The organism is Streptomyces sp. NPDC006335, from assembly GCF_040612795.1.
GTDB lineage: Bacteria > Actinomycetota > Actinomycetes > Streptomycetales > Streptomycetaceae > Streptomyces.
The window spans coordinates 101,005-123,821 of sequence record NZ_JBEXQX010000013.1; the positions used below are offsets into that span (position 1 = coordinate 101,005).

28 protein-coding genes are annotated in these 22,817 nt (G+C 68.8%); 13 read left to right on the plus strand and 15 right to left on the minus strand.

Annotated elements, in window-relative coordinates:
• The first annotated feature begins 51 nt into the window (after nucleotides 1-51).
• From ABZ098_RS30635 to ABZ098_RS30645, 3 genes are all read left to right on the plus strand, one after another.
• Nucleotides 52-648: a TetR/AcrR family transcriptional regulator gene (locus ABZ098_RS30635; protein WP_356596615.1), complete on the plus strand. Its 597-nt coding sequence runs from the start codon at nucleotides 52-54 to the stop codon at nucleotides 646-648.
• A 675-nt stretch (nucleotides 649-1,323) separates the two neighbouring features.
• Nucleotides 1,324-2,529, plus strand: coding sequence for a hypothetical protein (locus tag ABZ098_RS30640; RefSeq protein ID WP_356596617.1), 1,206 nt, complete (start codon nucleotides 1,324-1,326; stop codon nucleotides 2,527-2,529).
• A gap of 247 nt (nucleotides 2,530-2,776) precedes the next feature.
• The gene (locus ABZ098_RS30645; RefSeq protein ID WP_356596619.1) at nucleotides 2,777-3,001 is read left to right on the plus strand and encodes a hypothetical protein; all 225 of its coding nucleotides are present in this window, start codon (nucleotides 2,777-2,779) and stop codon (nucleotides 2,999-3,001) included.
• Between the two features lie 346 nt (nucleotides 3,002-3,347).
• Here the strand turns inward: ABZ098_RS30645 and ABZ098_RS30650 are convergent, their stop codons facing one another.
• Together ABZ098_RS30650 and ABZ098_RS30655 are read right to left on the minus strand one after the other, a co-directional pair.
• A complete protein-coding gene (locus ABZ098_RS30650; protein WP_356596621.1) occupies nucleotides 3,348-4,121 on the minus strand; it encodes an MBL fold metallo-hydrolase in 774 nt (257 codons plus the stop codon).
• A gap of 611 nt (nucleotides 4,122-4,732) precedes the next feature.
• The gene (locus ABZ098_RS30655; RefSeq protein ID WP_356596623.1) at nucleotides 4,733-5,434 is read right to left on the minus strand and encodes a class I SAM-dependent methyltransferase; all 702 of its coding nucleotides are present in this window, start codon (nucleotides 5,432-5,434) and stop codon (nucleotides 4,733-4,735) included.
• A 429-nt stretch (nucleotides 5,435-5,863) separates the two neighbouring features.
• Here ABZ098_RS30655 and ABZ098_RS30660 point away from each other — a divergent pair, with 429 nt between their 5' ends.
• The 3 genes from ABZ098_RS30660 to ABZ098_RS30670 all read left to right on the plus strand — a co-directional run bounded on the left by ABZ098_RS30660 (nucleotide 5,864) and on the right by ABZ098_RS30670 (nucleotide 9,164).
• Nucleotides 5,864-6,604 carry a HEAT repeat domain-containing protein gene (locus tag ABZ098_RS30660; RefSeq protein WP_356596625.1) on the plus strand — a complete coding sequence of 247 codons (741 nt, stop codon included), beginning with the start codon at nucleotides 5,864-5,866 and terminating at the stop codon, nucleotides 6,602-6,604.
• Nucleotides 6,598-7,653 carry a MerR family transcriptional regulator gene (locus tag ABZ098_RS30665; protein WP_356596627.1) on the plus strand — a complete coding sequence of 352 codons (1,056 nt, stop codon included), beginning with the start codon at nucleotides 6,598-6,600 and terminating at the stop codon, nucleotides 7,651-7,653. The genes ABZ098_RS30660 and ABZ098_RS30665 overlap by 7 nt, the downstream gene beginning before the upstream one ends.
• A 251-nt stretch (nucleotides 7,654-7,904) precedes the next feature.
• A complete protein-coding gene (locus ABZ098_RS30670) occupies nucleotides 7,905-9,164 on the plus strand; it encodes a lipase (RefSeq protein WP_356596629.1) in 1,260 nt (419 codons plus the stop codon).
• 482 nt (nucleotides 9,165-9,646) lie between these two features.
• On the opposite strand, the gene ABZ098_RS30675 is transcribed toward ABZ098_RS30670, so the two are convergent.
• The 6 genes from ABZ098_RS30675 to ABZ098_RS30700 form a co-directional block, all read right to left on the minus strand.
• Nucleotides 9,647-9,997, minus strand: a complete 351-nt coding sequence (locus ABZ098_RS30675) for a hypothetical protein (protein ID WP_356596631.1) — start codon at nucleotides 9,995-9,997, stop codon at nucleotides 9,647-9,649.
• Nucleotides 9,998-10,405: 408 nt separating this feature from the next.
• Nucleotides 10,406-10,762: a VOC family protein gene (locus ABZ098_RS30680; RefSeq protein WP_356596633.1), complete on the minus strand. Its 357-nt coding sequence runs from the start codon at nucleotides 10,760-10,762 to the stop codon at nucleotides 10,406-10,408.
• Between the two features lie 182 nt (nucleotides 10,763-10,944).
• Entirely contained in the window at nucleotides 10,945-11,964 is a 1,020-nt protein-coding gene (gene dmpG / locus ABZ098_RS30685; RefSeq protein WP_356596635.1) for a 4-hydroxy-2-oxovalerate aldolase, read from the minus strand.
• 2 nt (nucleotides 11,965-11,966) lie between these two features.
• Nucleotides 11,967-12,941, minus strand: a complete 975-nt coding sequence (locus tag ABZ098_RS30690; RefSeq protein WP_356596637.1) for an acetaldehyde dehydrogenase (acetylating) — start codon at nucleotides 12,939-12,941, stop codon at nucleotides 11,967-11,969.
• Nucleotides 12,938-13,726 (minus strand): fumarylacetoacetate hydrolase family protein, encoded by a 789-nt coding sequence (locus tag ABZ098_RS30695; protein WP_356596893.1) that lies wholly within the window; start codon nucleotides 13,724-13,726, stop codon nucleotides 12,938-12,940. The genes ABZ098_RS30690 and ABZ098_RS30695 overlap by 4 nt, the downstream gene beginning before the upstream one ends.
• Before the next feature lie 599 nt (nucleotides 13,727-14,325).
• Nucleotides 14,326-14,787: a hypothetical protein gene (locus tag ABZ098_RS30700; protein ID WP_356596639.1), complete on the minus strand. Its 462-nt coding sequence runs from the start codon at nucleotides 14,785-14,787 to the stop codon at nucleotides 14,326-14,328.
• Between the two features lie 35 nt (nucleotides 14,788-14,822).
• On the opposite strand from ABZ098_RS30700, the gene ABZ098_RS30705 reads away from it, so the two are divergent.
• A complete protein-coding gene (locus ABZ098_RS30705) occupies nucleotides 14,823-15,677 on the plus strand; it encodes a hypothetical protein (RefSeq protein WP_356596641.1) in 855 nt (284 codons plus the stop codon).
• Here the strand turns inward: ABZ098_RS30705 and ABZ098_RS30710 are convergent.
• The gene (locus tag ABZ098_RS30710) at nucleotides 15,644-16,009 is read right to left on the minus strand and encodes a fic family toxin-antitoxin system, toxin component (protein ID WP_356596643.1); all 366 of its coding nucleotides are present in this window, start codon (nucleotides 16,007-16,009) and stop codon (nucleotides 15,644-15,646) included. The two genes, ABZ098_RS30705 and ABZ098_RS30710, sit on opposite strands and share 34 nt — an antisense overlap.
• Before the next feature lie 8 nt (nucleotides 16,010-16,017).
• Complete coding sequence (locus ABZ098_RS30715; protein ID WP_356596645.1) at nucleotides 16,018-16,239, minus strand: hypothetical protein; 222 nt, start codon at nucleotides 16,237-16,239, stop codon at nucleotides 16,018-16,020.
• A gap of 103 nt (nucleotides 16,240-16,342) precedes the next feature.
• Here ABZ098_RS30715 and ABZ098_RS30720 point away from each other — a divergent pair, with 103 nt between their 5' ends.
• Nucleotides 16,343-16,783 carry a hypothetical protein gene (locus ABZ098_RS30720; protein ID WP_356596647.1) on the plus strand — a complete coding sequence of 147 codons (441 nt, stop codon included), beginning with the start codon at nucleotides 16,343-16,345 and terminating at the stop codon, nucleotides 16,781-16,783.
• Between the two features lie 331 nt (nucleotides 16,784-17,114).
• On the opposite strand, the gene ABZ098_RS30725 is transcribed toward ABZ098_RS30720, so the two are convergent.
• The gene (locus ABZ098_RS30725) at nucleotides 17,115-17,489 is read right to left on the minus strand and encodes a hypothetical protein (protein WP_356596649.1); all 375 of its coding nucleotides are present in this window, start codon (nucleotides 17,487-17,489) and stop codon (nucleotides 17,115-17,117) included.
• A 60-nt stretch (nucleotides 17,490-17,549) separates the two neighbouring features.
• A complete protein-coding gene (locus ABZ098_RS30730) occupies nucleotides 17,550-18,056 on the minus strand; it encodes an RICIN domain-containing protein (protein WP_356596651.1) in 507 nt (168 codons plus the stop codon).
• Between the two features lie 186 nt (nucleotides 18,057-18,242).
• Here ABZ098_RS30730 and ABZ098_RS30735 point away from each other — a divergent pair, with 186 nt between their 5' ends.
• The 3 genes from ABZ098_RS30735 (at nucleotide 18,243) to ABZ098_RS30745 (ending at nucleotide 20,402) form a co-directional block, all read left to right on the plus strand.
• Nucleotides 18,243-19,394 (plus strand): sensor histidine kinase, encoded by a 1,152-nt coding sequence (locus ABZ098_RS30735; RefSeq protein WP_356596653.1) that lies wholly within the window; start codon nucleotides 18,243-18,245, stop codon nucleotides 19,392-19,394.
• Nucleotides 19,391-20,047 carry a response regulator transcription factor gene (locus ABZ098_RS30740; protein ID WP_356596655.1) on the plus strand — a complete coding sequence of 219 codons (657 nt, stop codon included), beginning with the start codon at nucleotides 19,391-19,393 and terminating at the stop codon, nucleotides 20,045-20,047. Before ABZ098_RS30735 ends, ABZ098_RS30740 begins: the two co-directional genes overlap by 4 nt.
• A gap of 214 nt (nucleotides 20,048-20,261) precedes the next feature.
• Complete coding sequence (locus tag ABZ098_RS30745) at nucleotides 20,262-20,402, plus strand: hypothetical protein (RefSeq protein WP_356596657.1); 141 nt, start codon at nucleotides 20,262-20,264, stop codon at nucleotides 20,400-20,402.
• Between the two features lie 17 nt (nucleotides 20,403-20,419).
• Here the strand turns inward: ABZ098_RS30745 and ABZ098_RS30750 are convergent, their stop codons facing one another.
• The 3 genes from ABZ098_RS30750 to ABZ098_RS30760 all read right to left on the minus strand — a co-directional run bounded on the left by ABZ098_RS30750 (nucleotide 20,420) and on the right by ABZ098_RS30760 (nucleotide 21,785).
• Complete coding sequence (locus ABZ098_RS30750; protein ID WP_356596659.1) at nucleotides 20,420-20,593, minus strand: hypothetical protein; 174 nt, start codon at nucleotides 20,591-20,593, stop codon at nucleotides 20,420-20,422.
• A gap of 86 nt (nucleotides 20,594-20,679) precedes the next feature.
• Complete coding sequence (locus ABZ098_RS30755; RefSeq protein WP_356596661.1) at nucleotides 20,680-21,165, minus strand: hypothetical protein; 486 nt, start codon at nucleotides 21,163-21,165, stop codon at nucleotides 20,680-20,682.
• 125 nt (nucleotides 21,166-21,290) lie between these two features.
• Nucleotides 21,291-21,785 (minus strand): hypothetical protein, encoded by a 495-nt coding sequence (locus ABZ098_RS30760; RefSeq protein WP_356596663.1) that lies wholly within the window; start codon nucleotides 21,783-21,785, stop codon nucleotides 21,291-21,293.
• A gap of 193 nt (nucleotides 21,786-21,978) precedes the next feature.
• Here ABZ098_RS30760 and ABZ098_RS30765 point away from each other — a divergent pair, with 193 nt between their 5' ends.
• Nucleotides 21,979-22,401 carry a hypothetical protein gene (locus tag ABZ098_RS30765; RefSeq protein WP_356596665.1) on the plus strand — a complete coding sequence of 141 codons (423 nt, stop codon included), beginning with the start codon at nucleotides 21,979-21,981 and terminating at the stop codon, nucleotides 22,399-22,401.
• A gap of 45 nt (nucleotides 22,402-22,446) precedes the next feature.
• A complete protein-coding gene (locus ABZ098_RS30770; RefSeq protein WP_356596667.1) occupies nucleotides 22,447-22,662 on the plus strand; it encodes a hypothetical protein in 216 nt (71 codons plus the stop codon).
• Nucleotides 22,663-22,817 lie beyond the last annotated feature (155 nt).

The window sequence follows — 22,817 nt, forward strand, 5'->3', positions numbered from 1 at the left end:
CTGTCCGGTTCTCAAGGACCGCTTTCGGACACAAGCCGGCGAGGAGGACGAGTGCGGCAGAGGAACGACCCACACCTGCGCTCGGACGCGCAACGCAACCGCGAACGCATTCTGGAAGTGGCCCTCACCGAGCTTTCCCGGGCCGCCGACACCCCGCTGAGCACGATCGCCAAGAAGGCGGGCGTCGGCCAGGGCACGTTCTACCGGAACTTCCCCAACCGCGAGACGCTCGTCCTCGAGCTCTACCGCCAAGGAGTACAGCAGATCGCCGACACCGCGTCCGAGCTGCTGGAGACCATGGAACCCGACCGTGCGCTGCGGGCCTGGATGGACCACCTCGCCCGCTTCGCGATGACCAAGGCCGGCCTGGCGGAGGCGATCCGCCAGGCCCTGAGCACCCCGTCCGGGAAGGCGGCGAAACCGGGCCACACGCCGGTGACCGACGCTGCCGACCTCCTGCTCCACGCCTGCGAGGAGGCCGGCGCGATCCGTCCCGGCATCACGGCCGACGACTTCATGCTGGCCATCGCAGGCCTGTGGCAGCTCACCCCGCACGACGACTGGCAGCCAAAGGCGACACGCCTGCTGGACATCGTCATGGACGGACTTCGTGCGGGGGCGCCCGGACGCCGGAGCTCGTCCGGCTGATCAGGCCCACGACAGGCACCAGCGCCTCGTCGCACGAGGCGTCCAGTGCCGGCTTCGGCTTGAAGCTCCCGGGACTGGCAGCGACCGGTAAGCGCCTCGTGTTCAAGCAGGAGCTGAACGGCAGGAACCCGGACGGGAGCGCGTGATCGGGCGAGGGCATCATCTCTACGGGCGGCGACTGCACGCAGATCGAGCGCCCCTGCTGCGCCTGTCCCGGGCGATCGAAGCCCCCGGCGATGACGCGGCCGGCCCGCTGCCAGCGCTGCCGGTCCATGCGGAGCGCGAGCACGACGTGGTCCCTCGGGCTTGGGTGCTCGGCGCCCGGCAGGACCGCAGCACACCGGTGACTTCGATCGGTGGTTTCTCCACCGGCAAGACCCATGCCTGTGGGGAAGCCGTCCAACTCCTTCCGCATGGCTGACGGTTGTGGCAGCTGACCACGGAGGCATCGTCATCGGCGCCTCCAACGGACGAGTGGTCGACCTGCTGAGCCACCGCTGACCGTCCGAGAAGGGGACCGACCGGTGCGCACCCATTGACCCCTGGCGGACGACGCGCTTTCATCTCGTGCATCCTCGTGAGCCTTCTGCGCCTGGCCGGGGGCACGGGGTACAGGGGGCGGCGGTGGCCGTCCCCGGCCGAAGGGGGAGCCACCTGATGAAACCTTCCTTACGCATGTCCATGACCGCTGTCCTGGCGGCTGCCGTCGCCTGTCTCTCCTGGCCTGCCGAGGCGGCCGCCGCCGATCAGGTCCCGCGCACCGAACGGATCAGCGTGGCCCCTGACGGCACCGGCGGCAACCACCACTCGATGCAGCCGGTGGTCAGCGCCGACGGACGCGTGGTGGCCTTCCAGTCGTCGGCGAGCAACCTGGTGCCCGGTACCGACGTGCCGAACAGCATCTTCTACCGGACCGCTCCCGGCGCACCGCTGCAGCGTGTCGTGGTACCGGGTGAGACGACATCGACGCCACAGCTGTCCGAGTCGGGGCGCTACCTGACCTTCAACTCGTACTCGGCCCCGACCGGGACGTCGTCCGTGCACGTCATGGACCTGCAGACCGGCCAGACCCAACGCCTGGCACCCGCGATGGACGAGGGCTACCACGTGTCCTACGGCGTCGCCCCGATCAGCGCCGGTGGCCGCTACGTCGCCTTCGTCGCCCGGCCCAGCGCCGACGAGAACGGTGCCTACGCCTGCCGGGTCATGCTCCTGGACCGCCGGACGCAGCAGGTCCGGCGGGTCAGCCGGTCTTCGGACGGCTCGAAGAACTTCCACCAGTGCCAGCAGCTCTCGATGAGCGCCGACGGCCGCAAGGTCGCCTACCTGGAGGGATACTCCGGGCCGGCCGACGACGATCAGGGCGACATCCTGGTGTACGACCGCGTGACCGGAAGAACCGTACAGGCTGATGCCACCCATGACGGTGCGAGGGCCGACATGTCGGCCCTCGGTCCGGTGCTGAGCCCCGACGGCTCCAAGGTCGGTTTCAACTCACGGGCCACCAACCTGGTTCCGCAGGCCGATCCCAACAGCGGCTGGAACGCCTTCGTCCGCGACCTGCACACCGGCACGCTCCAGCGGTACGACGGCCGCTCCCCCACGGATCTCACCTTGATGTCGGACCTGTCGGTGCACGGCTCGAAGCTGCTGCTGAACACCGCCGACGCGGACGGCAGGTCGCTGGGGCTGGTCCTGCGCGATCTGCGGACCGGACACGAGGAGTTGCTGTCACCGGGACAGGACGGCAAGCCCGTCACCGTGGGACGCGCGGCGCTGAGCGCGGACGAGTCGACGGCCGTATTCGACTCCTACTACCCGGGGCTGGTGCCCGAGGACACGAACCTGATCGGGGACGTGTTCGTCCGCACCCTGCGCTGAACCGTCGGCGTCGCAATCCGGAGCACCGTGGCACCCTGCGGCCACCATGTGGGCCTCCAGCGGCGGGTGAGGACGGAGCGCCGATCTGTTCCGCCGACAGGCACTGGGCCACGTCGCCGCCGGAGGGCAACGCCCGCAGCACCGCTACTACAACGAGGGCGCACTGGAGGCCAAGCGCGCTGGGCTCGGCCCACCACTCGTGTCAGCGTCGGGTTTCCCACCGCAGGACGATGGGAGTGACGGTGCCGTGAGCGTCCCACCAGTCCTCTTCGGCTCGATCGGCGTCTCCGGATGGCCGGCGAAGTGCTGCTGGACGGCGCGGGCGCCGGGCATGAGCGCGGCGACGGTGTCGAACGCCATCCGCTCCGTCCAGCCTTCCCCGAGGTCCTCGCTGCTGAGCGTTTCCGGGCCCGGCCGGGGGTCGGGCGCGGGCGGCCAACTGCTGGTGGCGGCGGCGAGGTTGAGGCCGTAGGCAGCCTGGACGGCCGCGATCGCCTGCTCGTACGAGTCGGTCTGGGTGGGGGCTGTGGCCGTACGCCCCTACGACATCGCTGCCCCGGATGAGGGTCAGCAGAAGGTACGCAAGGTCGTCGGGGTCGGAGGCGCCGATCTCCAGGGCCATCTTGGCGGCGAAGCAGGCGCCCCCGCCCGGTCAGACGCGGGGGTACGTCGGCGGCGAGTGGCACCCCGTGGACGGCGCGGAACAAGTAGCTGTGCAGTAGTTCCAGGGCGCCCTCGTCCGGTTCGGCGAGCGCCTTCCACGGACCCTGCGCCAGCCGGGCGAAGTACCCGCCCATCGCCTGCAACAGCACGTCTCATTAGGGTTTCACCACTGTTTGACCGCTTGTACGGGCGACTTTGATCTTCAGTCCGGGAGTTGCGACATGTATGGGGTGCCGGAAGGTTCCCGCGGCTGCGTCATGTGCGGCTTCAGGGACTGTCCCTGGCCACAGGTGGGTCAGCATGAGGCCGGCAGCGTCTGCTTGGCTGGCGTACTGGCCTGCCAAGCGTGCGGTCAGCAGATACGGCGCGTCGGCGGACGGCACTTCGTGGATGTGTGTGGCTTCTGACAACAGCAGGTCGGCATTCTGAGCGAGGCGCAGGATGTCGGGGCTCGGTCCCGTGTCGCCGGTGTAGGCGAGCACAGCTTCCGGTGTGGTCAGTCGGATGCCGGCGTTGGGCACAAAGTGCGGCAGGAGCCAGGTGTCGGTTCTGAATGGGCCGATGTCGAAATGGTCACCTGGCTGGAACTCGTGAAGGCGGTACGCCCCGGCGAGCATGCTCGCTTTGTCCAGGGCGAGAACAGCGTCGACGGCACCGTGCGGTGCGTAGACGGGCAGGGCCGACGGTGGCGTGTCGCTCAGGCCCCGGGCGCGCAGAAGAGGATTGAGGTCGGCGCAGTGGTCGGGGTGCCCGTGGCTGACCAGCACGGCGTCGACGGCGTCGACGGTGCAGTGGTCGAGCAGGCGGGGCAGTGTGGCATAACCGGGGTCGATGAGCAGGCGGAAGCCCGCGTAGTCGACGAGGTAGCCGCTGCATGCCTGGACTGCGGTGGGCCACGCTCCGCAGCCCCCGAGGACGGTCAATTGCATGTCACAGGACAGTAGTTGCTATCCCGTGTCGTGAGCAGGCATTTTCCGGGCTGGGAGCGGACATGGGCGAAGGGTTGGTGCCGGGGAGTTGCTGAGATCGGTGGGGGCGGCCGTCGGCGGTACGGGCCTCGCGGGTGCTATCGAACGTGATGGGTGATGTCGGGCTGGGACGGCTGCGCTTGGTTCTTGCTGAGACATGAGATGTGGGCTCTGACCTGCCGCATGTGGCAAACGCACTTCCGAAGTCGGTGCAGCCGGGCGCCACAAAGGCGATGCAGGAGATCTACGACGCCGAGGGCGCGCCCAGGCCAAGAAGGCGATCGAGGCATTCGCAATGGCTACGGCGACAAGGGGCCGAAGGCCGTCGCGAAGATCAGCGATGATCGCGAGAGTCGCTGGCGTTCTACGACTTCCCGGCCGAGCACTGGGTCGCGCCGGCAACCCAGCCGCCGCGCTCGCGATGGCGTTGAAGCTCGTTGAGTCCGCCCAGCCCGTTCGGCGGGCGATCACCGGAGCCCATCTGGTGCCCCTTGTTCGTGCCGGCGCGAGGTTCGCGAACGGCGTCCTGGTCGAACGGCCAGAGGCCGACGCCGCCTGACCATCCCCACCGACTACGTGCCGCGTTGGTCGTGCGGCGTGGGGTCGTTACGACCGAGGGATTCCGCTGCCACGGCCTGACGGAGCACGTCGTAGCCCACGAACTCGAACAGACGAGTGCTGCGCCGCAAGGGTTGAGGTGCGCCGACGAACCGGTGCACACCGACTCCGAAGCCTGCGTCCGGTGCTGACAGCCACCGCAGTTCGAAGGCTTGCGCTTCGAACCATTCACAGATCAGCGGCACCCGGTCAGGCTCGGCGCGATGCCGGGTCCAGATAACGGTGCCGCCGGTCTTGCACAGCTGATTGCAGGCCGCGATGGTGTGCTCGACATCGGCGTCGGTGATGTTGCCGAAAACGCCACAGATCAGGACGAGATCTGCAGGGGTCATGTCCTCGTAATGGTCGATGAGGGAGGCGTCGCCGGTCACGACCTCGACCTGGTGCAAGCCTGCCCGGCCAGCCCTTTCCAGAGCGACGGCAGTGTTGCGCGGGTCCAGCTCGACGAGCCTCGCTCGCACATCGTCGCGGCGGGGATGCTCGGCCAGAACGTCCAGAAGGTCGCGGCCTTCCCCAGCGCAGAGGCTGATCACCTTCAACCCGCCGGCCGGGGCATCAGACAAGGCAGCGCGGACCTGCGCTTGAACTGTCCGCAGTCGCCGTGCCATCCACGAGTCGGCCGCGTCGTACTGGTCGTGCCAGGCGCTCCAATCCATAGGCGGACGCTACGGTCACTCGCCCCCACAGGCGACACAGTTTTTTGATCACTAGACCCGGTGAGCAGCATCCAGAGGTCATGACAATTGCTCACAATGGGCAACCCGCAGACACTGTCCAAGGCTTGGGCGGTAGGCGGGGTCAGGCCACACCTTGCTTACCCCCGCAGCTCACAAGTGCTTTACGGAAACGGCTCATGACGCACGGCCGCACGGCCGCCGTCCTACGACAGCTGCCTCGACGGCATCAGCGTGCGATTGCGTCTGCCGCTCTCCACCTCCAGTCGGCGGATCCGAGAGGATGCCGTACCAGAGCACTCCCCTCTTCGCAGGTCGTGGCCTTGACCTTGACAGGGTGACAAGGTTTTCACTTGGGCGCAGGAGGTGGTCCCGATCAACACGACCGACATGGCCCCGCGGAACACCCGTATGACCGATGCCCTGAGCGCCGATGACTCGTCGGTCCGGCTTCAGACTGCCCTGGCGGTCGGCTCGCACCCCGACCCTGTGTTCCTGGAGCTGCTCGTCGAGCGGTGCGCGGTCGAGCCGGACTTCTTCGTACGAGACGTGCTGTCCTGGGCGCTGACCCGACTCCCGGCGGAGATCACCCTCCCCCGGATCCGCCGGGAGCTCGACTCCGAACGATCCCAGGCTCGCTGTCAGGCCCTGCACACACTCTCGAAGATCGGTGACAAGAGCACGTGGGTTTGGATCACCCGCGACATGCTGCGGGACCCCGACGACGAGGTCGCGCGGACCGCGTGGCGCGTCGCGGTCGCTCTCGTGCCCGAGGACGAGGAGAAGGGCCTGGCCGACGAACTGGTTCTGCAGCTCGGCCGTGGCGACCGAAGTGTGCAACTGAGTCTGAGCCGGGCCTTGGTCGACCTCGGTGACGTGAACAAGGCTGCCCTGGAGCGGGCCGCGGACAGTGCCGACCCGGCGGTGGCCGCCCACGCCCGGGCCACCGAGCTGCTCCGGCAGAACCCGGAGACCGGTTTCGAGGCCGCCCTCGACGAGGCGAGGCGAGTGATCGCGCTCGGTCCGGAACGAGCTGCTGCGTGTTCTGCTGCGTCGGCGGACACCGAGAGCTCGGAGCCCGTCGAGACCGCGCAGACGACCGAGCCCAGGGGAGCTGTGAAAGCTGCAGAGGCGGAGGGCGTGGAGTGCTGATCGGGGATGTGGCCCGCCACTCCGGGGTGAGCACACGGATGCTCCGGCACTACGACGCCCTTGGGCTGGTGCGGCCCACGGGCCGCACGGCCGGTGGCTACCGCGCATACTCTGCCGAGGATGTCCGCAAGATCTTCCACGTGGAGAGCCTGCGGTCCCTGGGGCTCTCGCTCAAGCAGATCGGGCGCGCACTGGAGGACCCGGCCTTCACTCCGTCCGACCTGGTCGGCGACATCATCCGGAGGACGGAGGACCGCCTGGCGCAAGAACAGGAGTTGCTCGAGCGGCTCCGTGCGATCGACGCGTTGGCACCCACGGACTGGCAGGGAGTGCTGCGCATCGTCGAACTCATGCGGCAACTCAACTCGACCAGCGCCGCGCACAGACAGCAGGCTGTCCTGGGCCGGCCGGAGGATCTGCCGGTACCCGCCGATCTGTTGGCCGGGGCGGTGTTGACCGAGACCGACCCGCACGTCGCGGGCGCGCTGCGCTGGGCGCTCGCCCGATCGGGCGGCGACGGCGTGGCGACGCTGCAGGCGGGCCTGCACTCAGAGGACGCCGGCATCCGGCGGCGCGCGGTGTTGGCGATCGTCGAGATGCCCGAGGCTCCGGCGGCTGCCGCAGCGCTCACTGGCGCCCTCGGCGACCCGGACACGACGGTGCGCAGGCACGCTGCTCTGGCTCTGGGCAGGCAGGGTGTGGCCGCGGCCATGCCCATACTTGTCAACATGGTGGTGGAGGGCCCCAACGACGTGGACGCGGGGGAGGTTCTGGGAATGCTGTCCCTGGATCCCGGATGCGCGGACCGCATCATGACCGCCCTGGTCGACGAACTGGCCGCACCCACCGCGGACTCCGCGACGCGGATCCGCCTTACCCAGGCGCTGGTCGAGATCGAGGGAACCACCGCGCAGGAGGTCCTGCGCCGACTGGCCCACGACGACGACGGCGCTGTCGCCCTCGTCGCCTCGGCCCTTGCCGGAATTCGCGAGGAGCGACCCCTCCAAGAGCCGGCTGATGAGCATTCCCGAAAAATGGGCGCTCGGTGAGCGAGCAGAAAGTCATGGCCTTTCGAGGGCACTTCACGAGTGGCTCGCCTGAGTGGCAGACGGTGCCACGTCCCAGGCGGGCGGCCCGACCACGGATCCGTTTCAGCAACCCGGGCGCCTTGATGCGGATCCTCTGCCATGCCAAGAAGACCCGCACCCGAACGCGCCCTCGGGAAAACCCCACCCCCATAGGAGAGTTGGCCGGATGGCCGGTGGTGTCGACGGCTACGTACGGTCGCGGTATGAGGCGAATGAGCAGGGTACTGATGGTCTCGGCGGTGTTGGTGGCGCTGACGGCGAGCGGCACGACGACCGTTGTCGCACAGGAAGCGGTGGGCCCCCGGGTCACCGCCGTTGCGCCGGTTCCGGCGGACCTGTCGCGGGGCACGCTCGTGTCGGTCGAGCACCTGCGCACGCTGGCTGCCCGCGAAGTCGCGGCTGAGCTGGCGGGGGACGAGGCGGGTGCCTGGGACACCGGCGCCGTACGGTACGGGCTGGACACCTTCCGGATCGTGTACCGCACGGTCGACCCTCACGGCCGGCCCACGACCGCGAGCGGACTGCTCGCCCTGCCTCGCAGCGGCGAACGGCGGCTGCGGACCGTGTCCTTCACGCACGGGACGGAACTGTCCAAGGACGACGTCGCCTCGGTCTCGACCAGCGTTTGGGACCAGGCGCCCGCCTTGACCTACGCCTCCGCAGGATTCGCCACGGTGCTCCCCGACTACCTGGGGCTGGGCTTGGGCCCCGGCCCGCATCCCTGGATGGATGTGCCCACGGAGACGACGGCAGCCCTGGACATGCTGCGTGCCTCCCGCGCCGTCGTCAGGGCGAAGGGCCGGGAGCTGCGGCGCGAGGTACTGGTCACCGGTTTCTCACAGGGCGCCTCGGCGGCACTGGGACTGGCCCGGTCGCTGCAGGAAGGCACCGACGGATGGTTCGGGCTGCGCGCCGTGGCGCCCATCAGCGGCGCGTACGCGTTCCGCGACGCGGAGCTGCCCGCGCTGCTGTCCGGGCAGACAGAGCCGAAGGCCAGCGTGATCTACACGGCGCTCACCCTGGCCGCCTTCAACCGCTTGCACCATCTCTACGACACGCCGTCCCAGGTGTTCCAGGCGCCGTATGACGAGACGATCGAAGGTCTGCTGGACGGCATGCACACTGGTCAGGAGGTCGTGGCAGGCACCCCGGACTCCATCGACGCGCTCCTCACCCCCCGCGGCCGGGCGATGCTGGCCCACCCCACCGGTGGGCTGGCGGCGGCCCTGCGGATCACCGACGGCGTGTGTGCGGACTGGACGCCGCGCGCTCCGATCCGGCTCTACTACGCCGATGGGGACGAGCAGGCCGTCACCGCGAACACCGCCCGGTGTGACGCCGCCCTGCGTGCCCGCGGCATCCACGCCCCGGTGATCGGCCTCGGTACCCCTGATTACGAAGGCTCACGCCATCTGGGGTCCCAGCAGGCGGGAACCGCCGCCGTGGTGCGGTGGTTCGGCGCCCTGCGGTAGGCAGGTCGGCCACTGGTTTCGTCAGCCGGCGCGTCGTCAGCATTATGACCATCGGACTCCGGCCGCCCGCGATCCACGGGATTTGGCATGCTTCGCTCCGGGCCGGCGCGGCCACCCGTGGACGGGGCTGGTCGTTCTCCGTTGGGTGGGGCGCTGGGAACCGCTGAACATCGCGTCGGTAGAACCTGAGCTGGTGGTGGAAGTCGGCCCCGACGTCACCCGCGACGCCTCCGGCCGGTAGTGGCAACCCGCACGTCGGCACCGCGCCCGCCCCGACCTCTCCCCCGCCTGACGTCACCTCCGCGCTGACCACGGCGCAGCGCGGAGCCCCCGCCCGGCGCGCAACTGAGAAGGGCCCGCAGCGGCGTACACCATGCAGTAACACCGCTGCGGGCACCGACGGACACTTCGCCCCCTTGCGAGGAAGAGCGGGTGGCAGGCCTCCCCTGCACCAGACGGTCGACGCTGCGGCTCACACACCCTCAGTGAGCCCAGTACCCCTTTTGCCGCCTCTCGTACGACAGCCCGGCCCGCTCCAGCCATGCGCTCACGTCGTCGGCCATCGAGGGGAACCGCTCCTTCATCGGCTCGGCCAGTTCGATGAGCTCGTCCAAGGAGTCAGCCAGATAGGTTTCATTCTCCAGACCAATCGCAACGGCCGCCCGGAACGCATCGTCCGACCTCAGCCACCGCCGACCGACCTCGATGATGCGCGTGCCGGATTCGACGTCGATGATCCATCCCATGGAAAGGATCTGCTCAGAGATGTAACCGGGCACCACGTTCGGGGCACGGTGCTCGACCAGGAAGTTCATGACGTCTTCGATGTCCATGCCCCCATCCTCCTTCCCGGGCGCCCCGACCGACCGTGTATCCGGCCGGCCGCCCACAGCCGCCGGAAGCGGCCCGCACAACGGTGAGTCTGCGGGCGCGGTTGGGGGCGGCGTGCAGTCGGCTCGCCGGGATCGGCCGGGGGCTGCCGGTGCGGGTCGAGGGCGGGGGCCGGTGGGCGGGGAGGTCGGCCAGGGGCCACCCTGACCGGCAATCCCCGATGGCCGATCGCTGTGCGGGTGATGTCGAACGCCGCGGCAATCTCGCCGGCGCGTCGTGGCGACGAGACGCAGGACCGCCCGGCGACGCGGTTCAGCGAGTGAGGCAGCGCCTCGTCAGTCGCGGTGTCCGTCGCGGTGTCGGCCATCGGGCACTGCGTCTCGTCGCTCTACGGGATCCTCCGTTTGTCGTCAGACCCACAGGCCGACAAGATTCCCGTCCGGATCCGCGAAGATCGCGTAACGGCTGTGGTCACCCGGCAGGTCGGTGGGCGGCACCACCTTCTTCCCACCCAGCGCCTCGGCCCTCTCCAGGTAACCGTCCAGGTCGTCGACCCTCATGTAGATCTTGACTCCGGTGTCTCCCGGGGCGATCGACGGGCCGATCCCTCCGATGATCGCCGCGCCGCCGGCGCCGGTGTCCACCAGAGCGTAGCCACCCATCGCCGGATCCGGGGTGACCTGCCAGTCGAACAGATCCGCGTAGAATTTTTGTACCCGCTCTTGATCTGTGCTGATCACTTCGAAGAACGCTACCGGCTGACCCATGCCAATCATCTTCCTTTCTGATATTCGTTAAGCCGGATCTGGCGAAGTGCACCTCCAGCGTGACGACCCGTCACTGCAACCGTCACGCGTGGAGATGCCTGGATGCCCAGCGGTCCAGAGCCCGCACACCAGCAGGGACAGATACAGCCGACGGCGCACCGGTTCCTCCTCGGCTCCGCGCGTCAGGACGCGGTGTTCGCCCGCGCGGACAGATCCAGTGCGATGTCGCTGATCATGTCCTCCTGACCGCCGACCATGCGCCGCCGGCCGGCCTCGACGAGGATGCTGCGGGTGTCCAGGCCGTAACGGGCGGCGGCGGTCTCGGCGTGGCGCAGGAAGCTGGAGTACACGCCCGCGTAGCCGAGGGTGAGCGTCTCACGGTCCACGCGTACCTCGCGGTCCTGGAGTGGTCGCACGAGGTCGTCGGCGGCGTCCATCAGCGGGAACAGGTCGCAGCCGTGCTCCCAGCCCATCAGGTCGGCGACCGCGATGAAGGCCTCAAGCGGGCAGTTGCCCGCCCCCGCCCCCTGGCCGGCGAGGGAGGCGTCGACCCGGACCACACCGTTCTCGACGGCGACGACGGTGTTGGCCACACCCAGGGCGAGGTTGTGGTGGGCGTGGATGCCGAGTTCCGTGCCCGGGTCGAGGACACCGCGGTAGGCGCGGACGCGGTCGCGGACGCCGTCCATGGTGAGGCGGCCGCCGGAGTCGGTGACGTACACACAGTGCGCGCCATAGGACTCCATCAGCTTGGCCTGGCGGGCGAGTTCGGCGGGCTCGGCCATGTGGGACATCATCAGGAACCCGGCGACGTCCATCCCCAGCTCCCGCGCGGCGGCGACGTGCTGGGCGGAGATGTCGGCCTCGGTGCAGTGCGTGGCGACGCGCACCGAGCGGATGCCCAGGGAGTGAGCCTGCTTCAGGTCGTGGACCGTTCCGATGCCGGGCAGGAGAAGAGTCGTGGGGACGGCCCGGCGCACGGCGCCCACCACCGCCTCGATCCACTCCCAGTCCGTGTGGGCACCGACGCCGTAGTTGATGCTGGAGCCGGCCAGACCGTCCCCGTGGGCGATCTCGATCGCGGCCACCCCGGCGGCGTCCAAGGCGGCGGCGATCGTAGCGGCCTGGTTGACGGTGTAGCGGTGCCGGACAGCGTGCATGCCGTCCCGCAGGGTCACGTCCTGGACGTACAGGCGGGTCATCTTCAGGCCACCTCCGTGGCGATGGGGGTCCCCCCGCTCGAGCGAAGCCGAGAGTGGGGGAGTGCGGCCATGCGTTCCGCGGTGCGCAGCGCGGCCGAGGTCATGATGTCGAGGTTTCCTGCGTAGGCCGGGAGGTAGTCGGCGGCGCCCTCGACCTCCAGAAAGATCGAGACCTTGAGGACCTCGCCCGCGCCGCCGGCAAAGGTACGCAGCGGGTCGTCGAGCACCACCTTCTCGAACTGCACCTTCTGCTTGAGCCGGTAACCGGGCACGTAGTCCTGCACGCGCGCGACCATCTCCTCGACCGATGCCGTGACGGACTCGGTGGCGCAGTCGGAAACCAGGCAGTGCACTGTGTCCCGCATGATCAGCGGGGGTTCGGCCAGGTTGAGGATGATGATCGCCTTGCCGCGCCGGGCGCCGCCGACCCGCTCGATGGCGGAGGCGGTGGTCTCGGTGAACTCGTCGATGTTCGCCCGGGTGCCGGGGCCGGCGGAGCGGGAGGAGATGGAGGCGACGATCTCGCCGTAGTGCACGGGGGTGACGGCGCCCACCGCGGCGATGACCGGGATGGTGGCCTGGCCGCCGCAGGTGACCATGTTGACGTTCGGTGCGTCGATGTGGACTTCGCCGTTGACGGGCGGCACCACGTACGGGCCGATCGCGGCCGGAGTGAGGTCGACGAGGGTGCGGCCGAGCGGGCGCAGTATGTCCTCGTGGTGCCGGTGTGCGCCGGCCGACGTGGCGTCGAAGACGATCTCGACGTCTGCGAACTCGTCCAGCCGGACGAGTCCTTCGACGCCCTCGTGGGTCGTGGCCACCTTCAGGCGGCGGGCGCGGGCCAGGCCGTCGGAGTCCGGGTCGATGCCGGCCATCGCCGCGATGTCGAGGGTCTCCGACAGCCGCAGCACCTTGATCATCAGGTCGGTGCCGATGTTGCCCGAGCCGATGACGGCGACCTTGGTTCGTGCGCTCATGCTTCGTTCTTCTCACTCGTGAACTCGACACCTACGGTGCCCAGGTGGCTGATGGACGCCTCGAACCGGTCACCGGGGACGGCGGGAGCGACCGGCCCCAGGGCTCCGGTGAGCACCAGGTCTCCGGCGCGCAGCGGGTCGCCCCGCTCGGCCAGGGCGGAGGCGAGCCAGACGGCCGCGTTGAGCGGGCTGCCGAGACAGTCGGCACCAGTGCCCTCGGAGACGGTTTCGCCGTTCCGTGTCATGGTCATCGTCACGGCGCGCAGATCGACGCCGGTGAGCGGCAGCGGGGCGCCGCCGAGGACATACAGGCCGCTGGAGGCGTTGTCGGCGACCGTGTCGACGAGGGTGATGTCCCACCCCTGTACCCGGCTGTCCACGATCTCCAGAGCGGGGAGCGCGAAGTCGACCGCGCGCAGCACGTCCACCACGGTGCACTCGCGGTGCGGCAGATCACGGCCGAGCACCAGCGCGACCTCGGCCTCCACCTTGGGCTGCAGCAACCGTCCGAGCGGCACCCGGCCGCCGTCGGCCACCGCCATGTCGGCGAACAGCGCCCCGAAATCCGGCCGGTCCACGCCCAGTTGGCGTTGCACGGACACCGAAGTGAGGCCGATCTTGCGGCCCACGATCCGGCGGCCGGCGGCCTGGGCGCGCCGGACGTTCAGCTGCTGCACGGCGTACGCGGTCTCCAGATCGCCGCCTTCGTCGAACAGCGTTCGCACCGGCGGACAAGAGGCCCCGGTGCGGGCAGCTTCCGCCAGCAGGTCGGCTGCCTTGACCACCGCTGGTGGCACGGAGTCTGGGCTTGCGTTGTCGAGCCTGGTCGACACGGGGTACCTCCAGAGGGAAGCGGAAGCGGCGGTTGTACACCGGTTTAGACATCACCACCGCGATGGACCAATCTTTGTTCCGGGACGCGGAACACCGAGGGCGGTGTCGGCGCCAGTCGCTGCCGCTGCGGGGCCAGGCTGCGTGGTGGCAGCGAGGCCCTTCTCCCCTGCTCCGGCGGTTGCGCCACCCCAGGCGGCTTCCGCTCGCAGTGCGACAGGAGCGACGATCTGCATCCCCGGCCTGGAGAACCAACCCACTGCCCTCGGCGCCTTCCTGGACGCCGAACCTGCTGACCGGCGGCAACCGCCCGACCCCCGCCGCCCGGTACACCACCCCGCGCGCTAGCTGACGGCGCTCCGCTTCACCCACACCCGCCACTGATGGGATTTCACGCGTGATGTCCCAGACCGCGTGCACTTGAACTGCGGCATGGTTGGCCATAGCGAGACATGAGGCCGAGATCATCGGGAACGCCCGGTGAGTCTGCAGCGTGCGGCAGGCGGTGATGGTGCGCGGCAGCCGTTCTGTGCCAATGCTGAATGATCACGGGCTAGCGATCCGAGGGCCGGTGCTGGACGGGCAGTACACGAACGACGCCGTTGCTACGGGCTGCCTCGCGCAGCTGCTGGTTCTCAACCTCCAGGACGTGTACGACCCGCACCAGCTGCTGGACGTCGGTGCGCAGACGGTCGCGCTCGGCCCGCAGGCGTGCGAGCTTCCGCTGCAGCTCGTCATTGGTCCGCTTCAGCTCGTCGACCACCCTCGGCCGCATGTCCTGCATGCGCACCAGGGCATGGAACAGGTCCTTCAGGCCGATGTGCTTGTGGGTGAGCATGTTGCGCTTGAGGCCCCCTTCCTGGGCGAGGGACTTGATCGTCAGCTGGCCGTCCGAGCGCAGCGAAGTGCCCACCAGGAGACGGATCATCGCCTCAGTGATCGCCTCAATCTCGGCGGCATCGCCGGGCCGCGACGGGCTCGCCGCCGCGGCGGCCATGGCGAGTACGCGGCCCACCGTCTCGGCGATAGCCGCGGCTGCCGGCGTCGCGGGTGCTTCCGTGCCGTCGGTCTGCTCGCCGGCGGTCGGGGAGTCGTCCTGGGCTGTCGTCAGAGGGCGATGCGGCCGCCGGGACGGCGATCACCCTGCGCCGCCTGCGCCGCAGCGCGGAGCACCGCTTTGCCCGCGACGAACTCGACCCGGCCGCCCACCGACGCGTCCTGATCGCCCTCGCCGACGACCTCGGGGCCCGCCTGCGCACCTCCGGCCAGATCGCCACGGGCGTGACCTTGACGGTCCGCTACGCCGATCTCAGTGCCACCCGACACAGCAGGACCCTGCCCGAAGCCACCCAGCACACCGTCCTCCTGGCCCGCACGGCGTACGCCGTGTACGACTCCCTCGGCCTCCAGCGCGCCCCGGGCCGCAGCATCGCGATACGTGCCGACGCCCTGCGGCCCGACAACCGGGCCACCCGGCAGCTCACCCTCGACGCCGACGACGACAAACCCCTGGCGATCGAAGCCGTCGCCGATCGCGCCCGGGCCCGCTACGGGCACCAGGTGATCTACCCCGCCGCCCTCGCCATCAGCTCCCGATCCTCGGCCGCCCACTACTGGGACACGGTCTCGCGACCCGGTGCCACAACGCTGTTGATGTCGCCGAAGCGCTCTCCGCACTGCTTGAACCGGGCACGCCCGTTCCGAAGACGGCCATGGACGCGGTGTGCCGGTGACACGGCGACAGCGCGGCCCGGGTCGCTCGCCTCATCACCCAGCGCGCCGAAGCCAGCGCCAGATCATCCGACCACATCCACCACGATGCCTCCGCTGATGCTCCCGACCTTGTCGACAGCCCCCACCGTGCGGGCACATCAACCCCAGGCCTTGAGCGCCTCCGCTGCCTGACGGACGTCGCGGCGTCCTTCGACGACTTCGGCAACTAGCGTGATCGCTTCCTGGCTGCCGACCTTGACCTGGATGCCGCTGGCGTGGAGGTAGGCGTAGGCGACCTGAGCGGCGAACAGTTCGTTCGAGTGTTCAAGGGCCGGGATCCGTGCCAGGGCGTGGAGGAGCGCGGCGGCACGGTGATGGACAGCCGGGTAGACCAGGGTTCCCATGACCTCGTGACGGTGGCGGGCGACGGCGGCAGCCAACGCGCCGTAGTCCATGACGTCGGGGTCGCCGGGTACGAGGTTCTGCGCGATGTCCAGCAGCCAGCGCTCATCGATGAGCACCACGGGCGGCATCAGGCGGCGTGGCTGCTGGGACCGGTCCCGAAGCGGTCGACAAAGGCCTGTCCGTGCTCCTCGGCGAAGGCCTTCGCTCCTTCGAGGAAGCGGCTCCGGGCGAGGTCGGCGGTCAGTCGCCGACTTGCGTACTGATCTGGATCTTCACGGTCATCGGCGGCACGACGCTGCAGTTCCTGGAACGTCTCATCGTCGACCACGATGCGGATCTCCTTCGCCATGCCGCCACAGTAGCCGTACCCGGTCCCTGCCGGGGAGGGGACGAGCGCAGTGGCCGGCGGCCGGGCTGCGGCCAAAGCTGCAGCCGGCCTCCGTCGGGAGGACATGCACTTCACGCTGGACTCGACGCCGCTCGGTTACCCAAAGCGAGGCTCTCACCCGCACACGCTGCGGCGGGACAACGTCAACGGGGCCTGGGCCAAGCGGCAGCCGACCGCGGCGCCGGGGCGTTGGAAGCCTGTCGATCGCCTGGTGGTCCTTGCCTACGACCAGTACGTGATGGAGCGGATGGCGCTGCCGCACGGCCCAGGCAGCGACTTCGTGCTGGTGTACCTGTTCGCTGAGCCGCTCGGCGCCGAGATGACCGCCGACTCGATCACCCAGTTGCTCGGGCGGCTGTCGAAGCGCGCCGGGCTGGGCCGGAATGTCACACCGCGAATGCTGCGCCGGGCGGCCGGCAGCAATCTCTCGGACGCGGGCGGCGGCCAGGACGAGATCGCTGCCCTGCTGGACCAGCACGGCTTTCCATCGCGGCGCCGTACCTGATACCGGCTCCGGACCGTCTCCGGGACGCGGTGGACGCGGTGCCGTCGCCCCGCAAGTCCACTGGTGGTGCCCGATGAGTCGCATGCTCACGCCCGTAGTCAACGCTCCGGCCCCGGGAACGGACGCATCCGACGCCGAGGTGATCGCCTTCCGGTGGTCCATGATCAGCGAGGACTTCCCCACGCATGGTCCGGCAGGAGACGCAGTACGACTTGCTCGACGACGCCATGCCGCGTCCTACGGAGACCTACCGGCGCACCCTGTGGCCCTCGCTGTCACACGGCGGCGCGCGGGCCCCTGCGACTCCCCCCTTACCGGGTCGAGGGTAGCGTCAGCACCTTTCGCTGGTGCTCCGCGATATCGAGTATGAGAGGTAGTACTCAGAAACCCAGCCGTTGGTGTCCGTTCCGGCGATACGGACGTGCCACCAGTGAGGATTTCCATGCACTTTGTTGCCGGTATCCCAGCAGTGTGCGTAAACCTTATTTTTGCTGAAGGTCCCTATTATGTCGCACATGAAGTGCGGACCTTTTCGCATATTCACGTCGGTGGTGGAGATTTTTCCCGAGTCTGCACTGGCATTGCGCCACGAGTGACTGCAGTTGCTGAGCGGTGCAAGTGTTGCTGCTGTGGACGCTGGCGCCATTGTCAGGCCTCCGACGATGACGGCCGCAGCGGCAACGCCCGCCAGTAAGCGGTTGGTCATGAGTCCTCCTGGTGTGAATACGTCCTGCCCGACAGGTGTTGGCTTCCGGAAGGAAGTGCCCTAGCTCCAGCGAGACAAGGAACCCCAGCCGCTGCCACCGGACATGAACACCTGCCGACCGTTCCCGCCACCTACGGCATGCGTGACGTAGTCCCCGTCTCGCCGCAACTGGATGAAGCCGCCGCTTACGTTGAAGCGCTGATTCGCGTTTCCCTTGCACGTCCACAAGATCGGCGCGTCGTTGCTGCTGTTCGGCGAGTCCATGCACAGACTCAGGTTGTAGGAGGGGTGGAAGTACCAACCACCTTCGCGTGCCTTCTCCATGCACCAGGACTGGTTGGCTGCCCCGTTCCGCGGCCAGGTAACGATCTTGGCTCCTTTGCCGCCGCTCGCCCAGACTGACAAGTAGTCGCCCCGGCCCACGTTCTTGTAGGTGTTCCTCTGGGCGCACTTGTTCGGCGCTGCGGCCCTCTGCTCGGTCGGCGGCGCGTGAGCGGCCACAGCCGGGAGCGAACCTTCGGTGACGAGGACCCCAGCCAGGGCCAGAGCCGTGATGAGGCGTTTCATGAGTCTCCTTCGACAGATCGAACAGATTGCCCGAGGTGGAAATGTACGGTCCGCCGCGTACGACCCGCGTCCTACGCGGGGTTGAACTCCCGCGCAGACCAGCGCGTTAGTCGCCCGGTTCCTGCAACTTCCGCGTTACCGCGGAAGTTTGACGCCAGTCCGCCCGACCGGCCTTACGCTGCTGCGATGCGGATCCGCCCTCTCGCCGTCGACACGCTGATCGCGGCGGCGCTGACCAGTGTGGCCCTGCTGCTGGGCCCGGAGGCCGCACGCCAGGGGCAGAATCCGCTCGATGTGACCGCCTATGCGCTGGTGGTCCTGGTCCACCTGCCGCTCGTGCTCCGCGGCCGGGCCCCGGTCGTGGTCTGCTGCCTCGTGCACGCGACCTGGCTGGTGTACATCACCGCCGGCTACTGGGCCGTGGTGTGCAGCTTCGGCCCCATGCTCGCCGTCTACACCGTCGCCTCCCTGCGAGCGCTGCGCCTCTCCGTCCCCTGCGCCGCGCTGATGGGCGGGGTCTGGATCTACGCGGGCGCGGTCAGTCACACCGACTCCTGGCCGTCCGTCATCGGGCAGGCTGTGGTCTACCCGGCGGTGCTGTGGCGGTTCGGCGTTCTCGCCCGCCGCTCGGCCGAGCTGACCCGGCAGCTGCGCCGGGAACAGGCCGAGCGGGCCAGGCGAGCGGTGGCCGAGGAGCGGGGCCGGATCGCCCGCGAACTGCACGATGTGGTCGCCCACCACATGTCCGTGATCTCGGTGCAGACCGGTCTAGCCCGGTTCGTCTTCGACACCGACCGCCAGACCACGCGTGCCGCACTCGACACCATCGATGCCACCGGCAAGGAGGCCCTCGAAGAGCTGCGCCGCATGCTCATGGTGCTACGCGGCGCCGACGACGGCGCCCCGGTCGGCCCGATGCCGGGCCTGGCCCGTCTCGAGGAGATGGCCGAACGCGTCCGCGCCGGCGGTGTCCCGGTCGCCCTCACCACCGAGGGCACCCCGCGCCCGCTCGCCCCAGGCGTGGAACTGTGCGCGTACCGCGTGGTGCAGGAGGCACTCACCAACGTCCTGAAACACGCGCCCGGCACGAGTGCAACGGTACGGCTGAGCTACGAACCGCATCAGGTGACGGTTTCGGTCACGAACGACGGAGAGGGGGTGATTTTGGACAGAGTACGAACCGACGGCGGGCACGGCTTGATTGGCATGCGCGAGCGGGCCAAGCTCTACGGCGGGCAGATCAGCATCGGCCCGCAGGACCAAGGTGGCTTCGCCGTGCGGCTGACCCTGCCGACCTCCGCGCGGGCCGCCGTGCAGGGGGACGACGCCACCACATGACCACCGTGCTCGTCGTCGACGACCAGTTCCTCATCCGGGCCGGACTGGTGGGCCTGCTGCACGCCGCACCCGGCATCGAGGTGGTCGGCGAGGCCAGCGACGGCGCGGAAGCCGTGTCGCTGGCCGCCGAGACCGCTCCCGAGGTGATCCTGATGGACCTCCGGATGCCCGGCATGAGCGGCATCGATGCCACCGAACGCATCCTCGCCCAGGCTGCCGAGCCCCTGCCCCGGATCCTGGTGCTGACCACCTTCGACCTCGACGAGTACGTGTACGGGGCACTGCGCGCCGGGGCCTGCGGGTTTCTCCTCAAGGACTGCGGCCCGGAACGGCTGCTGGCCGCGGTAGCCGCGGTCGCCAGCGGTGACGCGCTCTTCGCGCCCAGCGTCACCCGCCGCCTGGTCGAGGCGTACGCCCGCCAGACCGCCAGCGAACAGCCCGCCGACCTGGATGCGTTGACCTCCCGCGAACTGGAGGTCCTGAAACTGATCGCGCGCGGCCTGTCCAACCTGGAGATAGCCGACCGCCTCTACATCAGCGAGGCAACCGTCAAGACCCACCTCAACCGCATGATGACCAAACTGGACCTGGACAGCAGGGCACAAGCGGTAGTGGTGGCGTACGAATCCGGTCTCGTGACCCCGGGCCGATAGCGGCCAGGTGCTCTGGTGGCCCCATCAGCTTGAAAGCCCGTTCGACATCGCTGTTGCGGCACGGACCAGCCATCACCGTCCTCCTGCCGCCAGTGGACGGAGACATTTCCAGTGGACGGAGACATTTACAGAGGGCGCTGAGGCCAGCCACCCTCATACATTCGACTGTCGCACGTCGATGACGCCGGTCACAGTAGTCACCGGGGACAACGGGATGCGGGCTCGCGCTCTGTCCTCGGGGCTGAAGGCCCGCGTCCTGGACGAGAAGTACAAAATCGAGCGGCTGAGTGCGGCAGAGAAGACGGCCAACGAGCAGACCATCACGTTCGACGTGCCCGACGACGAGAACGGCTAGCCCGGGCTCGGCCGGCCTTAACCGGTGGACCAGGCGCGCAGCTGCGCGGCGATCTCCTGCACGCGGGCGCCCTCGTGCTTGGCGCGCATGACGACCAGCCAGGCGAAGAACTCGTTCTTCGCCTTCAGTGGTTCGTGCAGCGCGATGGTCTCCAGCATGGCCGCGGCCTTGAACCGGTCGCTGGCGTACACGTCGCGGCCCTGTAGTGGGCCTGAGCCCGGGCGCAGACGGCGTCCAGCACTACCAGGTCGAGACAGGCCGGGTCGCCCGGGAGGGTCTATGCGATCTGCAGAAGCTCTTGGGCGTGGGGAATCGCACACGCGGCGTGACCATGCTGCTGGATCTCGCGCAGGTCGCCGCTGCCCATGGGGGCGGGGTCAGGCCAGGCATCGATGGTGTCTGCGGCCTGGGTGTCCTGCGCGGCGAAGACCTCGGCGAGCTGCGGAACGCGGTCGCGGATTTTACCAAGGGTTTTGTAGAACGGGTCGTCGGCCGCCTTGAGCGCCGCGTCGCGGACGAAAGTCCTCAGTGACTTGCCGACGAGGTGGGCGGCCGCCTCGACGCGCGCGTACTCCTCCGGCGCGAAGGGCTCAACCTCGGGTCCGTTCTGGTCAATACGAGCGACGGTACCAGCGGGCCCGGGCCTCCCTCTCAGGACTCGATCACGACCGAACGCCTGGCTGAACAGCGGCCGGCAAGCGGATCTGCCCGGTAGGGCGGGGGGAACCAGGACGACTACCGGTGGGTGCCGGTTGGAAGGCACCCACCGGCTCGTCAGGGCACCGACGAAACTCGATGCCGGTAGCTGAGGCCGTTGCCAAGCCGCAGCAGAGCGGCGGCCGGCTCTCCGCTCCCGATCCGGCCGTGGGTCGGTTCAGTGTGCGTACGTCATTTGTCCTCGGCGCCGCAGTCGTATTCGTTCACCGCGTCGAAGGACGGATTGACCTTCTCGTTGAACACGGGGGTCACCGCATCGCGCAGCGGGGAGTGCGGCTTCAGGTTGCTCGACGAACGCTTGATCGCACCGAGCACTGTACGGAATTGCTTGGCGATGTCCGATGGAGCGCTCGCCTGCATTTCCTCACCCATATGAGCTATCGCGGCAGCCCGTTGCCGCAGACCCTTCAGGTCCAGCTGCTGGCTGTGCACCGCGTCGGCCAGGTCGCCCCGGTAGACGACGACGCCGACCTGGAAGGGTGTCAGATCAAGGCAGAAGGCCGAGGTGGGTGAAGGGCTCGGCGACGCCGGGGCCGTTGTGGACGGGGCGGCGGCATGGGAGTCCGCGCCCGGGTCCGCAGAACCCGAACAGGCCGCCGTCATCATGGCGGTGACCATCATCGGTGCGGCGATCGTCGCGGAGATCCATCTGCGTGGAGAAAACATGGGCGGAGAGTAGACGACGAGGTCTGGGAGGGGACCCCGGCCGTTGTGCTACGGCCCGAACGCTGCGATCACTTCAGCCACACCACAATCAGTCGGGTGGTGCTCGCTCCGCCCGACTATGGGGGTCGATCTTCATGGGCGGCATGTTGCGTCCGAAGCCCCTGAGAACGGCTACACCATCAATGGCCTGTTGATGTCGGACTTCTTCACGCCGCACTTCTACGACCCCGTCACCGCTCCCGGGGTCCGCTACAGCTTCACCGGCAAACTCGACGGGCCGCGCAAGATCCTGCCCGGCGGCTACATCAGCTGGCACGACCCTGTCAGCGACCACTGGTGGCAGCAAGTCTGGTTCGGCACGGACGAGCCCGAGTTCGTGGACCTGGGCAAGCTGACCGCCCGCGCCGGCAGCCTGCGCGCAGCCATCGACTCCCGCACCGGAACCATCTCGCGCATCGCCCACAGCGGACCGCTGTCCGAACGCTTCACTGCCGCCCGCTCCCTGACCGCCGCAGCCAAGCGGTCCACGTCATCGCGGGCCAGCGGGTGGCGCGACCGCATCCAGCAGCTGCGGACCGAGCCGGTCGTCGAGGGCACCTGGGAAGGCGGCGCGTAGGACAATGGGCAACGACACCGCTCAGCCCACCTGAGGGAGGGCGCCATGGTCGACGACGACAACCGCGGCAAGAACCGCGCCGCACAGATGCGTGAGCTGATCGGGCAGCTGAAAGGACGCACGGCCTCTCCTGATACTCCACGCCCGGCCGACCCGCGAAAAGAGAGCCTGCGCGAAGCCGTGCACCGCAGGGCACGCGAACTCCGCGCCATTCGCAGAGAGACGCAGGAAAAGCCACCTTCAAGCGACGGAACCACCTGAGCGAGGATGCTTCGGGCGGAAGGAACATGCCCACAGCATCCCGCCCAGCAAAAGTCGTCCTGTCTGCGCCCAACTCCGGCAGAACGGCTCCCCAATCCGTGCGAAAGGGAGAGCCAGCACCGTTCCGTCGCCGGTTAACCGCAGGAAGGATGATC